At 33.3% G+C, this 14243-nt stretch carries 20 protein-coding genes; 10 read left to right on the forward strand and 10 right to left on the reverse strand.

All coding sequences use genetic code 11. The features are described from left to right. Positions 1-395 precede the first annotated feature (395 nt). The 4 genes from AA80_RS05935 to AA80_RS05950 all read left to right on the forward strand — a co-directional run bounded on the left by AA80_RS05935 (position 396) and on the right by AA80_RS05950 (position 4434). Positions 396-2141 (forward strand): hypothetical protein, encoded by a 1746-nt coding sequence (locus AA80_RS05935; protein ID WP_103067221.1) that lies wholly within the window; start codon positions 396-398, stop codon positions 2139-2141. A gap of 170 nt (positions 2142-2311) precedes the next feature. Further along, positions 2312-2653: a type II toxin-antitoxin system MqsR family toxin gene (locus AA80_RS05940; RefSeq protein ID WP_103067220.1), complete on the forward strand. Its 342-nt coding sequence runs from the start codon at positions 2312-2314 to the stop codon at positions 2651-2653. Next, positions 2646-3665 (forward strand): type II TA system antitoxin MqsA family protein, encoded by a 1020-nt coding sequence (locus AA80_RS05945; RefSeq protein ID WP_103876884.1) that lies wholly within the window; start codon positions 2646-2648, stop codon positions 3663-3665. The genes AA80_RS05940 and AA80_RS05945 overlap by 8 nt, the downstream gene beginning before the upstream one ends. Before the next feature lie 244 nt (positions 3666-3909). After that, the gene (locus tag AA80_RS05950) at positions 3910-4434 is read left to right on the forward strand and encodes a VanZ family protein (protein ID WP_103876885.1); all 525 of its coding nucleotides are present in this window, start codon (positions 3910-3912) and stop codon (positions 4432-4434) included. A 95-nt stretch (positions 4435-4529) separates the two neighbouring features. On the opposite strand, the gene AA80_RS05955 is transcribed toward AA80_RS05950, so the two are convergent. The 4 genes from AA80_RS05955 to AA80_RS05970 form a co-directional block, all read right to left on the reverse strand. After that, on the reverse strand, positions 4530-4937 hold the full coding sequence (locus AA80_RS05955) for an RpnC/YadD family protein (RefSeq protein WP_233186835.1): 408 nt from the start codon (positions 4935-4937) through the stop codon (positions 4530-4532). A 408-nt stretch (positions 4938-5345) separates the two neighbouring features. Further along, the gene (locus AA80_RS05960; RefSeq protein WP_103067224.1) at positions 5346-5795 is read right to left on the reverse strand and encodes a PIN domain-containing protein; all 450 of its coding nucleotides are present in this window, start codon (positions 5793-5795) and stop codon (positions 5346-5348) included. Then, entirely contained in the window at positions 5788-6015 is a 228-nt protein-coding gene (locus tag AA80_RS05965; RefSeq protein ID WP_103876886.1) for a UPF0175 family protein, read from the reverse strand. Before AA80_RS05965 ends, AA80_RS05960 begins: the two co-directional genes overlap by 8 nt. A gap of 122 nt (positions 6016-6137) precedes the next feature. Then, the gene (locus AA80_RS05970; protein WP_103876887.1) at positions 6138-7148 is read right to left on the reverse strand and encodes an Rpn family recombination-promoting nuclease/putative transposase; all 1011 of its coding nucleotides are present in this window, start codon (positions 7146-7148) and stop codon (positions 6138-6140) included. Between the two features lie 507 nt (positions 7149-7655). Here AA80_RS05970 and AA80_RS05975 point away from each other — a divergent pair. The 5 genes from AA80_RS05975 (at position 7656) to AA80_RS05995 (ending at position 10090) form a co-directional block, all read left to right on the forward strand. Continuing rightward, positions 7656-8015: a hypothetical protein gene (locus tag AA80_RS05975; protein ID WP_103876888.1), complete on the forward strand. Its 360-nt coding sequence runs from the start codon at positions 7656-7658 to the stop codon at positions 8013-8015. After that, positions 7990-8409 carry an ATP-binding protein gene (locus AA80_RS05980; RefSeq protein WP_233186836.1) on the forward strand — a complete coding sequence of 140 codons (420 nt, stop codon included), beginning with the start codon at positions 7990-7992 and terminating at the stop codon, positions 8407-8409. Before AA80_RS05975 ends, AA80_RS05980 begins: the two co-directional genes overlap by 26 nt. A gap of 47 nt (positions 8410-8456) precedes the next feature. Continuing rightward, positions 8457-8678, forward strand: a complete 222-nt coding sequence (locus AA80_RS10175; RefSeq protein ID WP_103876889.1) for a hypothetical protein — start codon at positions 8457-8459, stop codon at positions 8676-8678. A gap of 67 nt (positions 8679-8745) precedes the next feature. Beyond that, the gene (locus tag AA80_RS05990) at positions 8746-9270 is read left to right on the forward strand and encodes a hypothetical protein (RefSeq protein WP_199177863.1); all 525 of its coding nucleotides are present in this window, start codon (positions 8746-8748) and stop codon (positions 9268-9270) included. Further along, positions 9251-10090, forward strand: coding sequence for a hypothetical protein (locus AA80_RS05995; RefSeq protein ID WP_103876891.1), 840 nt, complete (start codon positions 9251-9253; stop codon positions 10088-10090). The genes AA80_RS05990 and AA80_RS05995 overlap by 20 nt, the downstream gene beginning before the upstream one ends. A 229-nt stretch (positions 10091-10319) precedes the next feature. On the opposite strand, the gene AA80_RS06000 is transcribed toward AA80_RS05995, so the two are convergent. The 4 genes from AA80_RS06000 to AA80_RS06015 all read right to left on the reverse strand — a co-directional run bounded on the left by AA80_RS06000 (position 10320) and on the right by AA80_RS06015 (position 12576). Then, positions 10320-10724, reverse strand: a complete 405-nt coding sequence (locus AA80_RS06000) for a hypothetical protein (protein WP_103876892.1) — start codon at positions 10722-10724, stop codon at positions 10320-10322. A gap of 475 nt (positions 10725-11199) precedes the next feature. Beyond that, positions 11200-11394: a hypothetical protein gene (locus AA80_RS10180; RefSeq protein WP_199177864.1), complete on the reverse strand. Its 195-nt coding sequence runs from the start codon at positions 11392-11394 to the stop codon at positions 11200-11202. Between the two features lie 148 nt (positions 11395-11542). After that, positions 11543-11743 carry a 4-fold beta flower protein gene (locus AA80_RS06010; protein ID WP_103876893.1) on the reverse strand — a complete coding sequence of 67 codons (201 nt, stop codon included), beginning with the start codon at positions 11741-11743 and terminating at the stop codon, positions 11543-11545. Between the two features lie 65 nt (positions 11744-11808). Next, on the reverse strand, positions 11809-12576 hold the full coding sequence (locus AA80_RS06015) for an Rpn family recombination-promoting nuclease/putative transposase (protein WP_255396821.1): 768 nt from the start codon (positions 12574-12576) through the stop codon (positions 11809-11811). A gap of 548 nt (positions 12577-13124) precedes the next feature. Between AA80_RS06015 and AA80_RS06020 the strand changes: the two genes are divergently transcribed. After that, a complete protein-coding gene (locus AA80_RS06020; protein WP_169960602.1) occupies positions 13125-13265 on the forward strand; it encodes a hypothetical protein in 141 nt (46 codons plus the stop codon). Between the two features lie 10 nt (positions 13266-13275). On the opposite strand, the gene hepT is transcribed toward AA80_RS06020, so the two are convergent. Both hepT and AA80_RS06030 read right to left on the reverse strand, forming a co-directional pair. After that, positions 13276-13701: a type VII toxin-antitoxin system HepT family RNase toxin gene (gene hepT / locus AA80_RS06025; RefSeq protein ID WP_103876895.1), complete on the reverse strand. Its 426-nt coding sequence runs from the start codon at positions 13699-13701 to the stop codon at positions 13276-13278. 3 nt (positions 13702-13704) lie between these two features. After that, the coding region (locus AA80_RS06030; protein WP_244903568.1) for a nucleotidyltransferase domain-containing protein at positions 13705-14243 on the reverse strand (539 nt) is incomplete at its 5' end.

The following is a 14243-nucleotide window of genomic DNA, read 5'->3' on the forward strand; positions in this document are numbered from 1 at the left end:
ATACCATATGTTTTTGAAGGTGTGCTATCTTATCATATAACTCTCGTATAATGAGCTTTATAGCGCCCTTCCCCGCTCCTCGCCCATTAGGGAAAGATTCTTTTGCCCTTTCACCACGTTTCCCACCCGTTTTAGGAAGAAAAAGTAGGCAAGTTGGGTTTTATAGTTTCGTGTTTTAAAATAAGAAAGGTAATGGTATAATAGGGTTGATTGGAAAACGCTTGGGAGAGAAGAAGTGTTCATTCATAGAGGTATATATTAAGTAGTTCAGATATAAGTCCAAAATGGAGGAATATTTGAGGTACATATACTACTAAGATTGGGATGTTATACGAAGTATTGCAGATATACCGAAGTTATGCGTAATACCCCAATAAAATTGGAGAGGAAAAGTCATGAACAAAGACAATAGAATTCCTAGTATACTACGCGGTTTTACTGGTAAAGAAGAGTTAAGGAAAATTTTATCCTTTTTGGCTTTTGAAGACTGGATTACTGAAGAAGAGACAAAATCATCAGACTGGATTGTTGCCGCTCGTTCATGGAAAGAAGGAACTAATAATTTCTTCACCTTTAGTGCGCTTGCCTCTGCGACAAAAGATAATCTTGAGAGGTTATTGTCAAAAGCTAATTGGGATGTCCAACTAGAATTTGGAAAACCTTTTTTCTATGTATGTGATGGAGAAAAGAAAGCCCATTACGACCCTGGCCTGGAGGCTGAAATTGGCGGTATCAAATTCCGCCCATTTGTGATTTATCGCGAATTCCACGGCTTTATTTCAAACACCTTCGAACTAGTACAAAATTTTATCCTGTATCACGAGGCTTTTTTTGTGACTGAGAAAAATGAATATCAACGTATTGACGATGATGGGAATATACGACCAATAGTTCGTATTAAACAAGAGAATAATAATCGTCTAGTTTTAATTGACGCTCATCATTTGAAAGATTACCTGGCTGCCAATCAATGCTACCTTGTTCGTTATCATGATCATTGGCGGAGGGTCAAGGAAGACATTAGCGAACATATTAAAGGGAAATTTGCGAGTTACTCCTTGGGAGATGAATCGTCTTGTTTTGAACTTTGGCTTCGCACTGACATTCCTATGAATGGTTACCAGAGTTCATCAAGTATTCTTGGTAAGGATGTGATCTTCCCCTATTCTGAACCCGACAAGTGCCATACTTGGTTTGCTACGGGAAAGAGAGAGAAAAAATTTGCCAAATTTATCATAAGTCGTGATGAACAAGGTAATGATGTTGAATTCACATGTAACGAGGAAGAACTTAGCAACCATTATGTTGACCGTGGGACTCCGTCCTTTTTTACCCCAGTATACTTTAATCGAGAGGTTTTGATTAAATACTACCAAGAGCCGAGTCGCTATAAGGTCAGCAACTCAGGTATAGGGTGCCTTGACTTATGGCACCTTCCCATAGATATAACAGAGGAAGAGCTTGTTCACGTCTGGCTTGGATATTTAGGCCGTATTCCCTACAGGGAACAATTACATTGGCGTCAATTTAATGTTTCCCCTAGAGGAACAATTACCAGACATCGCTTTTTCCGTGATTTTATGGTAGATCTCGCTGAACCAACAGATGATCCAGTTTATTACTTTCAAGTAGCATTCGAGAAAATTCAGCTTGAAGCGAAAGCAAGATATGGTGAGGAGTTATTTCTAGACCTCGATGAGAAAGATCGACATGCTTATCAGACGTTACATTTACCTTTAACCGAGGAATGGAAGGAGTTCGATGAGTTAGTACAAGTATTAGCAAAAATTACTGTTGATTCGTTAAACGTTAGGCTTCTTTCACATGAAAGTGGTCAAAAAATTGATAAACGCTCAATTAAAGGTTCCATCGACTTGCTTGAAGTCTATTTGAGAAAAATAGGAGTTAAAGATAATACTAGGTTGCAGATTATACAGCCTCTGCGTACTGTGCAGACGATTCGATCAACTGGGGCGGCTCATCGCAAAGGTTCAAACTTTGATAAGGAGCTACAACATTTTGGATTGGTTAAGTTGTCCAATTCTGCAAAGGTAAAAAAGTTGATAATAGACCTCACAGATGCACTCTCTCTAATGTTAGAAGCAATAAGTCAAAAGGAAACATCTGAAGATGAAATTTGATAGGGCACTACGTATAAACACTTTATAAAAAGCTCAAACCGTTAACCTACAAGTCAAAAAAATATTAGTTTGTGTCATTTAGGAGAGTTAATATAAAGATGTATTTTGTAACAATATTTAATATATTATACCATCAATTGATGGTATAATATGAGTGCAGGAGTTATAAAATGGTTGAATTTTTTCTGGAATTATTGAAACAAGTTATTAATAATAATCAATTACAGCTCGTGAAAAGGGTGAAAAATACTGAGTTTCTAACCAAGATCGGATGGACTGAGCAAGACGTTCATAATTTTTTACTTAACGAATTAACAAAAGATGATTTTATATTAGATGGTGTAGAGAAAGATACTAATTTTCCTGAAGGAACTGTTTATATTTTTAAAAAACAATTGTGTGTTGAGGATGAAGTGTATCAAATTTATATAAAAATAAAATACGTTGAAAAAAAAGATTACATGGTACTTTTGTCTTTTCATGAGTCAGAGGAGGGTGAAGGAAATGTATGAATTGAAAAAACCAAAAGAAAGGTTGTTCTGTGAGCAATGTGGAAAATTGGTGAGGTATAAAACGATAAAAAAGAGAGAGAATTATAACGTTAAGAATTATCCTATTGAAGTCGAACGGACTGTTGCTATATGTGAAGAATGTGGGGCTGAGTTACTTGAACCATATTATGAGAATGAGAACTTAAAAGTGGCATACAGAAAATATGCTGAGTTGAATAATTTGGTATTACCTGAAGAAATCAAGGAAATTAGAAGTAAGTATAATGTCTCTCAAACCCTATTTGCCTTAATTTTAGGTTTAGGAGAAGCTACTATACAACGTTATGAGATGGGTTCATTACCAACTAAAGTTAATAGCGATTTGATCAAAAGAGTTTCCGAACCGGTTGAATTTTACAAGATTTTAAAAAGTAATAAAGATAATATTCCTGATATCGAGTATAAGAGGATCTTAGGAAACATTCACAGAATTCTTAAAGAATTTGAAAATAAACTTGAAGTTCAAGAACTAGAGAAAATTTTGTATATTAAACATCCTGAAATAGACATTGAAAAAATGAAGGGTTTAATAGCTGGATTATTTTATTATTCAAAAAAATATCATCATAAGGAATTTTTATACAAAACCGTCTTTTTTAAATTGCTATGGTTAGTGGAAAAAGAATCCAAAAAAAACCTTGGCAGGCAGATTGCTAATTTGAAATTCATTCATTATAATTATGGCCCAATTCCCAAAGGGGCAAAAAATGAAGAGGGCGTTCTTTTAGACTATTTGATAAAGACAAATTTAATAAGAATGAATATCGATTTTTCTAAAAAGTTTTTGAAAGAGACATATATGATCGGTTTGGTAGATCAGAGCCCTTTAAAGTATTTAGCAGATGAAGAAAGAGGGGTTGTAGAAAAGATTGTTAAAGAGTATGGAGGATTGAGTGCCAGCAAATTAGTAGAATTGGCACATAATGACGTAGATTTTAAAAATTCAAATTATGGTGAAGAGATTGTGATTTAGTGTAAATTTTTTAATGGATAACTCTGATCTATAACAATATACCACCCTATCACACAAATCCTGTACAGCGAGCTTTATAGCGCCCTTCCCCCACAGCCCGCCCTTCTAAGGAAGGGAACTGCGGTCCCTTAAACTCGGGGGAGTAAGAGGGTTCCGACCTCCATCCTGTCCATCTTAGGCCACCTACCTTACTTTGGGGGTATCATTTGAGGTGGTTTTGTTATAGAATTAAACAGGTGATTATATGGAAAGAAGAAAATATATACTAATATCATTAATTTTTTTATTTTTTTGGGTTGGAGTTATTTTGTTTTTTGGAACAAGAAATCCAGAGGAATCTTCAAATCAATCTTATTTTGTCTATAATGTTATTAAATCAATAGATAATGTATTTGATTTTTCAGATACAAAATGGTTTAGAGAGATAGAAGTATTTTTAAAGAAGTTGTGGCTTGGAGATCAATATGCTGATTCGATAGCGCTTGTTAGAAAAAGTGGGCATTTTGGAATATATTTTATACTTGGTGTGTTTTCTTGGTTGTTTGGATATTTGTATTCAAAGAGATTATTGATAGGGACTTTACTTGGAGTATCTTTACCAGCACTTATTGCTGCATTAGATGAATATTCTCAAGAGTTTGTTGGCAGAGGTTCTTTATTGAATGATGTTCTTATAGATATTTCAGGAGCTGTTTTTGCTAATATAATAATTTTGGTAATTTATGTGGTTTATAAGATTTGTAAGGAGATTTATCTAAGGTATAAATAAAACGCTATCTTTTTTTACATAGCGTTTGAGCTTACTAAATGAAAAGCATATCACCCTATCACACAAATCCTGTATAATGAATTTGGTAAAAAAGATTATTTCAATAACTCTTTTAGGTCTTCTATGGTTATTTCTAATAAATTGTCTCCTATGTAATCTATCGTCTTCTCATCTGCTTTTCTTATCTTGTCTTTTATTTCTTCAGTTAGTTGGTTACCAAATCTTTTGCTTAATATTTTAATTGCAAATTCTCTTTCTCCTTCAAGTTTTCCTTTTTCCATTCCTTCGTTCCTCAACTTTTCGGCTATCGTCATAACTATTTCACCCCTTCCAGGCATTATTTCTTTTTGTACCTTTAATATATCTTCTATCGTTATATCTTCCCTTACGTTTAGTAGGTAGATCATGCACCCTTCAAACCATTCATGTACCTGTTCTTCTGGTAGTTGGTTTATGTATGCGAATACTATTGCTAATCTTTCTTTAAATTCTTTTTCGGTCATTGCCGTTCCTGCTCTCATTGCTTCTAATGCAACTTTCGTCGCTGTTAATCCTATTATCCTTTTTTTCCTAAGGTGAGCTATCTTATCGGATAACTGCTGTATAATGAGTTTTATAGCGCCCTTCCCCCGCAGCCCCACCCGTGAGGAGAAGGATCTTTGTTAGCGCCCTTTCACCCCGCTACCCGCCCATTAGGAAAAAGTGTGTTTCCCTTTTACCCCGCAACCCACTCTTCTAAGGAAGTAGGAAAGGGCTTCGCCAGGGATAAAATACTTTATTATTAAAAATATACAAAACGTCTTCATAAGGTGTCTTTTTGGCTAGGTCTTTATGTTTTCGACTGTGAAACAAGGGCTTGGTGAATTTTGTGGAATTTTTGATGTTCTTTTAGTTTAGTAAGTGCAATGCGGCTAGTTCTCGTATTTTAAAATTTCGTTTTCTAATTCCTTAGAAATTCTAAAACCTGCTTTCTTTAATTTGTTTAAAACTTCTTCAAGAGAAGATATTATATTCTTATTTTTTGCGCTAATAATAACGCCTAACGTTCCAGTAATTTGGAGATTTAACTTGTTTGCTAATTTTCTTGCTTTCAAGTCATCCAAAATTAAAATTACATCTTCTTTTTCTAAAGCTAGAGCTATTGAACTTGCTTCTCCTAAATCAATAAACGTAGATAATAGTTTTAAATATTTTTTATCATTAACTTCTCGAACTTTTATCCATTCGGGAATCGGTTTTTCGAATTCTTTTAAAACTTCTTGCGTTATAAATATATTTCCATAAAGCTCTTTTAGTATGAACAGCATATCAATGTTGTCTAAAACAATTAGACAACTTGTGTCAGATATGTAATTAGGCATTTTTCACATCATTTCTTAATTCTTCAGCATTGTAATTAAATAGTGAGACATCGAAACGACCTAATATTTCAATAAAAGCTCTCTTGGAAAGTTCCGCTAGTTGTGCAGCTTCTCCTATGGATAACTTGCCTTCTTCATATAATTTTGAGGCTATCAACAATTTGATTTCTTTTTCATTTAAATCGATAAAATCTGGTAGATTTATAGATATGGATTTCATAAAAACACTCCTCGTAAAATATTTATACTCGCTTTTTAGAAACGTTAAATTTCATAGATAACGTTCCTATGACCCACTCCTTACCCATCTAAGGAAAGGGATTGTGACTTCGTCTGCTACCATTATTTCAATATTTCTTTTAATTCTTCTATGGTTATACTAAGAATATTTTTCTTTATTTGGTTTATGGTTTCTTCATTTGCTTTTCTGATCTTTTCTTCTAATTTTTTATCTAAATCTTTTCCAAACCTTTGGTTTAGAATCTCAATTATCAATTCTTTTCTTTCTTCAAGTTTTCCTTCCACTTTAGCTTTTTCTCTGTCTCTTTTTGCTATCTCTTCTAATGTGTTAAACATTTTTGGCACCTCCATTTCTTTTAGCTCTTCGTACCTTTCTTCTATCTCTTTGTAATCTGTCCTCTTTCTAAGCAATTCTAAGAATGCGTTTCTGTGTTTATCAAACTTTTCTTTTTCTTCTTCTGGCAACTTCGATATTATATCTTCATTTATCATCTTTAGCAACTCTTCCATTTTTTTTATCTTTACGTTTGGTTTGTCCGTTAATAAGATTACCCCTAGTGCGTTCTTCATGTTTATTATCGTTTCTTCTTTTATATTGCTTAAATTTATTAGTTCATAATTTGCTTTTATTAAGTATTCTTCCATGTTTTTTATCTCTGTTATCTTCTCTTTTACGTCCATTGGTGAAGTCCATTTCGCTTTTCCATCGTAAAAAACTATCCCTATTATGACTGGCAGTTTGAATCCTTTTTGCTCCGATTCTTTTTTGTGACTTTTTACATATCGTTCCCATATCCTTACCTTATATGCCAACATCCTGAATGCCATCAGTTGGTCAACTTTACTTTGATGTTCTAACAATAGGTATATGTATACATCTTGACCGTTTCCTTGAACCCCCTTCGGGGCGTTTCCCTTTTCTATTTTGTATAGTATGTCCGATCTTTTTATGGAGAAGTCTTTGCCTATTAGTTCAGTTTGTTCACGTTTTAAATCTGTTTCTTTTATTTGTTTTGTGATCTTTTTTGGTAGAAAGGCTTTTAGAAAGTCATAGAATACGGTTCTGTCTTCAAATAATTCTTTGAAAATCGAATCTTTTATTGGATTAGACATAAGCTTCTCCTTTTTGGTTTATTTTTTGTTATTTTTAGCACCCCCTCGCCCTGCTGCCCGCCCATAGAATTAGTGAAGTGTTTTCTTTGTTAATTTAATTATACCATATCTTTTTAAATGTGCGTTATCTTATCATATAACTTCTGTATAATGAGTTTTCTAGCGCCCTTCCCCCGCAGCCCACCCTATAAGGAAAGAGGGACTTGCGGTCCCTTAAACCCTGTTTTTCACACATAAGGAAAAAGTTCTTTGTTTGCGCCCTTCGCTCCGTTGCCCGTTTTATTGAAGACCGTTCATCTTGTAGATCGAGAGAATGCTTTTTAAATCAAAGAAGAATGTTTGGGTTGAGGGAAAAGAGTATCATTTTAAAGACATCGATTTATGATCTAACCAATTTTTTTGCACTTATTCATCGAAAAGTGTACCACCCTATCACACAAATCCTGTATAATAAATTTGAACAAAAAATTTTACAGGGGGAAACACCCCGAAGGGGGTTCAAGGAAGGTGATAGAGAAGGTACAATACAATTATATAAGATTTTTGTATTTTAACAAACACAAAAGTCAAAGAGCAATAGCAAAAGAAATGGGGATACACAGAGCGACGGTCAAAAGAGCTATCAAGAACCCAGAACAGAAGTATCATATGAACGTTGAGAGAGATAAACCAGTAAATGGAGATTTTGAAAAACGTATCAAACACTTGTTAGAATACAATTCAAACCAACCCAAGAACCAAAAGTTAACCAAAAGACGTATATACGAACTCATCTGTGAAGAAGGATACAAAGGAAGTTATTCCTCCTTCACCTATCAAGTAAGGAAGATAGAAGAGAAACTTGGTATCAATCAAAAAGAAGGATAAAAGAAGCAAAGTGGATACTTATCAACTGATCCATAAAGAAATACTGGAACTCAGTCAATGTAAGTTCATCGAAGAAAAGGCAAATCTTTTGTTCTTAGGATCACTAGGTGCAGGAAAAACACACATAAGTGTAGCGATAGGAATACAAGCATGTAAGAAAGGGAAAACAGTAAGTTTTTTCACAGCAGCCAATCTTGGGAACATTTTAGTTGAAATGCAAGAAGAACGACAACTAACAAAGTTCCAAAAAAAGTTGAGCAAAGTAGATTTACTGATAATTGATGAACTAGGATACGTGCAGTTATCCGACCAAGTTACACAACTCATGTTCCAAATATTCTCTGAAAGGTATGAAAAATGTAAAAAGTTATATAATTTTATTGTTAATTTTTGAAAGAAGAAAATTCTCTGTTCAAAAAAATTTTTAGGAGATGATTTGAGTTGCCAGTTTATTATTTGAATTTGACCCCTAAATATGAAGAAGGAATCATACATTATGAAGTACATGAAGATAATTGCACTTGGTTAAGTGGAGTTAAAGATCGTGAGAAATTGGGTAATTTTCGTGATTGTCATGGAGCCATAAAAGAAGCGCAACGCAGATATTCTGATTGGAGAATAGATGGTTGTAAACATTGTTCTCCAGAGTGCCACAGCTTGTAAAGACTAAACTAAGAACAGAGAATTTTCTTCCCTAGGAGGTTGAGGTGCGGTTAAAATATTATATAAATTGTTTTTGACTTTAAATGCTACTTCATTATTGATTGTGATTTTTTTGATAAAACAGCACTGTATAATAATAAATAAAGCTCCGAATTGGGTTTCCTATCTAATATTTATTTCATTTCCTGTTTTAATGACGGGTTCAAGCCTTCTTTGCACTCGTTTTTTAAGTACAGACAGTATTGAAGGAAATGTAAAAGATTTAGAACATGCAAATAATGCTTATTTACCTAGTTATTTAGGGTATTTTTTTGTTGCTCTAAGTGTTCCTGATGTCGAAACTCTTGTTTTTGTTTTTCTGATTTTGTTTGTATTTACTTACTTTTCACAAACTATTTATTTTAATCCTCTTTTCCTTTTGTGGAAGAGACACTTTTATTATGTAACAACAGAAAATAATATAAAAATTTTTTTAATTACAAGAAAGGTTCTCAGAAAACCAAGCGATGTACATTTTGAAAATTTAAAACGTATCAATAATTATACTTTTATAGATAATGGAGGGGCAAAAAGTGAATCATCTGATGGCTAAAATAAGAAAAAGAGGTAATGATAATAAATACAGAAAAATAACATCTGATGATAATTTTTATAAATTACCTGAGGATTTAGATAATCCAATTGAGTATTTACCAGATCACAATTTAGACGAAGATTCTTGGTTTGTTATATCTGAATTTTCAAAGAAACCATATTGCCTTGATATTCTAAAAAACAATTTTGAGTCTGTTGAGTATCTACAATTAGAAAAACTTGAAATAGATAAAATAGATTTTATTTTTTCATATCAAGATAAGAATGAATATTACTTTCAAAGAGTGTTAAGTTCTCATATTGTAAGTAAAAAGTTATTATATATTGGAGACGCATTTGAATTCAAAGAAAATACTAAATTTATAGTAATTAATGATATTCCGGATGCTATTTATTTAAAAGATCAAGATAAATTATACTTCAAAAAATTAACCTCTATTACCTCAATCTTTAAAGGGATAGAAGAATTATATAAAGAAGCAACTGAGGAAGAAACAAGAGAATTTTTAGAACAAAGCTTCATATGCCTTGATCAGGGATTTTCTTCTGAAAAGGTGAAAAAATCAAATAGAAAAAGAATTGCCTTGGCAATGGACACAATGAAAAATTTTAATAGTGATGAAAAGAAAAAAATATTTGATTACATTAAAGATTATTGCCCTAATTTAGAGAGAAAAAAAGGCGCATTTGTCGTAAAAAGCGATGAAGATTTAAAAAGTATATTGTATGGAATTGATCAAAGATATTACACAACACCTGTAAAAAATGAAAAAAGAATAGCAAATTCAATAATCCCTATTAATGAGTCATTTAAATAGGTAAAGAAGCATTCCTGTAAATAAAAAAGAAAGAATTTGAAAAAAGAACTTCCTTGTAAAATAAAAATAAAGATGTAGAGACTAATTTTCGTTTAGCGGGCACTTTTTTGGTACACTTTTCGTTTGGTAAGTGCCTGCAATAGATTATTTTTTCTCCAAATTTCTACCCTCAACAAATTTTTTAATGAATTCTCTTTTGTTAACTACCATTTTTTACTTTTTCTTTGTTTTAAAAGAGAAAATTAAATTCTTCCTTTAAAATTCTTTCTAAATTAAATTTTCCCTCTATTAATTTAGCCCAAAATTCAAATTGTAATTCATTTACATAGTCCCAATATGCTAATTTATATTTATTATCAAACATAATATTTCCTGATCTCCATTGACTTAGAGGATAAAAAAGTTGTGCATATGTAAATTCTTTCTTCAATTCAAATGAATATCTCACTATACCTTTCATTTCAAACTCTTTTTTGAAATCTTCATCTTTTATAACGTCATCAACGCTAAATAACCAATATCGCCATTCATTTTCGTTTAATTTTTTTAATTCATTCATCATAATTGTTTCTGTAACTATTCCAAAACTTCTATTTACTCTTTTTAACAATTTTTTAAAATTTTTCTTTTTCATTACTGCTAATCCTTTCGTATGATATGTATGTTGTGAATCTTCAAAAGGAAATTACTCCTTTTCACATTTTCTAATATATTTTGTGTTTTTCCTGAAAGTATGGGTATCGTTAATTACGATAATTCTTAACAATTCTTCGGTTTTCACCGATGGACATATGACTGATTAGCTTACATAATCAAGTATTTAATCATTTCAAATATTCTGATTCGAGCAGTCAAACTATTTCCAGTAATGTTCGGCGAATAAAAGAAGTCGACGAAGGAAATTTGGGCAAAAACTTTTATCTGTTATTAGTAGAAGTAGCTCAGTCATAAATATTACACATGGGGCATTTCCAATTGGTTCCATTTGGGCGTTGAGGGTGATACTTATTGTCGAGTTTATCTTTCCCACCAAAATCGTGATAATTTCCGCATTCTTTCTCAAACGCCATTTTTGGAGAAGTTGCATAGCTAAATTTAAAGTGAGTATATCAATTCGAGTTTTTGCCTTCCCACTGTTTTAGTCTTTCGTTTATATCATCATCCGAACGACCCACATAGCGTACATAAAATGTGTTATTTTGAGTATATCCCAACCCGTAGTTGCCAGGGGATTTCCTAGTAACTACCTCATCAACTTTTTCTGTTGTAAGCTCATAAGAGCCATCCATACTTAAAGTTGCCATTTCAAAAACCTCCTTTCAAAAATTCTCCCCAGTCAAGATTTGACCAACTAAGCGAGGGAATAAGAGGCACTTGCGGTACGGGCGGAACTGGGGGAAAAGTCGGAAGAGGTAGGACGGGTTTAACCTTCGGCACAAGCAAGACTGGTCCTCATATTGCTCCATGCGAAAATGCTACGGCATAACGTTCTTTATCACTAAAGAAACCTCGATCTAACCTTCTAAGATAATATCCATAGTAATTAAAAATCTCGTCTCCTCTTGCAATTGGAGGTGTACCATAGATATTGTAAATTACCTCTTTCTTTAACCATCTGACAGTTTGGCTCTCTTGATTATAAATTGGCTCCATTTTATCCGACCTCCTCAACTATTCCGCACCCATTAGGAAAAGGTGAAGAGCTTCGTTTACTACCATTACTTCAATAACCCTTTTAGTTCTTCTATGGTAATTTCTAACAAGTTATCTTCTATGTAGTCTATCGTCTTCTCATCTGCTTTTCTTATCTTGTCTTTTATTTCTTCAGTTAGTTGGTTACCAAATCTTTTGCTTAATATTTTAATTGCAAATTCTCTTTCTCCTTCAAGTTTTCCTTTTTCCATTCCTTCGTTCCTCAACTTTTCGGCTATCGTCATAACTATTTCACCCCTTCCAGGCATTATTTCTTTTTGTACCTTTAATATATCTTCTATCGTTATATCTTCCCTTACGTTTAGTAGGTAGATCATGCACCCTTCAAACCAATCTTGTACCTGTTCTTCTGGTAGTTGGTTTATGTATGCGAATACTATTGCTAATCTTTCTTTAAATTCTTTTTCGGTCATTGCAGTTCCTGCTCTCATTGCTTCTAATGCAACTTTCGTCGCTGTTAATCCTATTATCCTTTTTTTCCCTTTGATTGAGAAGTCACATATTTCATAACGGTATGTAAGTAAGTATGTTTTTAGTTCGTCTGATAAATCTTCTATCCCTTGTACCATATTTGATAAGTTCGTTTCTACGTTCCAGACTTCTCTTCCATGGTATATTACCATCGGTATTATTATTGGTACCTTTTTTGTTTTGGGATCGTATTTTTCTTCCCATATGTTCGTAATGTATCTCAACAGTTGAAAGATTACTTTACTTTCAATGTAGCTTTTGTGTTCCATCAAAATGTATATGTATCCATCTTGTCCATTTATCTTTGTTTTGTGAACATAATTATATCATATGTTTTTGAAGGTGAGCTATTTTATTATCCAACTCTCGCATAATAAGTTTTATAGCGCCCTTCCCCCGCTGCCCACCCATGTGGAAGAGGGACCTGCGGTCCCTTTCCCCGCTTTTCAACCATAAGGAAAGGGGTCTGTTCCTTTTTACCCCGCGGCCCACCCGTGAGGAAAAGTATCTTTATTAGCGCCCTTTTTTACCACGCTGCCCACCCATGTGGAAGAGGGACCTGCGGTCCCTTAGACCCTGTTTTTTCCACATAAGGGAAAAGGTTTTTTGCTCTTTTACTCTGCAACTTGCCCGTTTGAGGAAAGTGGAAATAGTTTAGCTTTCCTGCCCACCATTCCAGGAAGAGTAAGCGAAACAAAATCGGCTTATAAGAGGTTTCGTGCGTGCGTGTTAGAAAATGAGAAAGGCAATGGTATAATAAGGATGATAGGGAAACGCTTGAGGGAGTAGTGGCCAAGTTGAAGGGATGTTCTACATTAATCTTGAAGGCTTACCGGTAGGAAAGGAACCAATGATCTTTTACACAGCGGTATTTAAAATAGGCAACGAAGAGTTTGCAATGAGTAAAATCGAAAAGCTGAATGATGTGGATCTTGTAAGGAAGTTGGATAGAATTCGCGATGTATTTCTTAAAATTGGAGGGAATTTTTGAGGATACCTCATCAATTTTTTTCGATGAATTTTTCTATGTTTTTAATGAATTGTCTAATGTCATCCAAATTTTCTGTTATTATATCGTATAGCTCTTCTTGAGAGATCATGTGATACAGAGGGACCAATCTATTTCGATAACCCGCCATTTGACTTAATTTCTGGCTTAAATGCTTGTTTATAATATCTTTTTCTCCAAGCCCCAAAGCAATAGCTTTATATTCCGTAGACATATCTATGTTACCTGTCTTAGCTAATATATGCCTTCCAATATCAAAGATTGCTTCTAAAGACCTTCGGAGAAAGCTTTCAGCGGCTGCAGGGTTTCTTCTATCTCGTAGAAATTCTTCTTTTGATAAGTGAGACAGTATTTCTAACTGAATTAGATAGTCATTGATAAGAATCAATCTATCTCTAATAAGTTCTTTATTTATCATTTTTCATTTCTCTCCATATTTTTCTAATACTTCTTTATGGTATAAATCGAGTACATATTTAAAATCCGCAGCACGCCTTAATACCATCATTTCATATTCATCTTTGAAACTTTCTGATTCACTATATACGCATATGCCTTTTAGAGCTTCAGTTTGGAATACAGAATGAGTTTCTTGTGAAAAAACCAGATCCAATTTGTAAGGTTTGAATAATTCTTCTAATTCATTGTATATATTGGCATAAAGTTTGTATCTATGCTTTATACTATCCAAATCAAACAAAAAAACTATTCCCACATCTATGTCGGTGAGGGGATCATCTATTTTTATATCGTTATCTCCATTGTTTTTTAGTAACTGATAAGCCTTTTCTTTCTGCGAACCAAACAAATAGACTAACCCTATTTTATATTTTTTACACAAATCTTTTAGGAATTCTAATTTGTTCTGAACCATGTTGTTCACCTGCTTAATTCTTTTGTATTTAAATCTTATACTGTCTTGGGAAACTTTAAAAAGATAGATGCAGCGCCCTTTCACCC

This window comes from Petrotoga sibirica DSM 13575 (assembly GCF_002924625.1).
GTDB lineage: Bacteria > Thermotogota > Thermotogae > Petrotogales > Petrotogaceae > Petrotoga > Petrotoga sibirica.

Excerpts from the sequence above, each read along its gene's own strand:
- AA80_RS05935 (WP_103067221.1), top strand. The coding sequence starts at position 396 with ATGAACAAAGACAATAGAATTCCTAGTATACTACGCGGTTTTACTGGT.
- AA80_RS05940 (WP_103067220.1), top strand. The coding sequence starts at position 2,312 with ATGGTTGAATTTTTTCTGGAATTATTGAAACAAGTTATTAATAATAAT.
- AA80_RS05945 (WP_103876884.1), top strand. The coding sequence starts at position 2,646 with ATGTATGAATTGAAAAAACCAAAAGAAAGGTTGTTCTGTGAGCAATGT.
- AA80_RS05950 (WP_103876885.1), top strand. The coding sequence starts at position 3,910 with ATGGAAAGAAGAAAATATATACTAATATCATTAATTTTTTTATTTTTT.
- AA80_RS05955 (WP_233186835.1), bottom strand. The coding sequence starts at position 4,937 with ATGACCGAAAAAGAATTTAAAGAAAGATTAGCAATAGTATTCGCATAC.
- AA80_RS05960 (WP_103067224.1), bottom strand. The coding sequence starts at position 5,795 with ATGCCTAATTACATATCTGACACAAGTTGTCTAATTGTTTTAGACAAC.
- AA80_RS05965 (WP_103876886.1), bottom strand. The coding sequence starts at position 6,015 with ATGAAATCCATATCTATAAATCTACCAGATTTTATCGATTTAAATGAA.
- AA80_RS05970 (WP_103876887.1), bottom strand. The coding sequence starts at position 7,148 with ATGTCTAATCCAATAAAAGATTCGATTTTCAAAGAATTATTTGAAGAC.
- AA80_RS06000 (WP_103876892.1), bottom strand. The coding sequence starts at position 10,724 with ATGAAAAAGAAAAATTTTAAAAAATTGTTAAAAAGAGTAAATAGAAGT.
- AA80_RS10180 (WP_199177864.1), bottom strand. The coding sequence starts at position 11,394 with ATGGCAACTTTAAGTATGGATGGCTCTTATGAGCTTACAACAGAAAAA.
- AA80_RS06010 (WP_103876893.1), bottom strand. The coding sequence starts at position 11,743 with ATGGAGCCAATTTATAATCAAGAGAGCCAAACTGTCAGATGGTTAAAG.
- AA80_RS06020 (WP_169960602.1), top strand. The coding sequence starts at position 13,125 with ATGATCTTTTACACAGCGGTATTTAAAATAGGCAACGAAGAGTTTGCA.
- hepT (WP_103876895.1), bottom strand. The coding sequence starts at position 13,701 with ATGATAAATAAAGAACTTATTAGAGATAGATTGATTCTTATCAATGAC.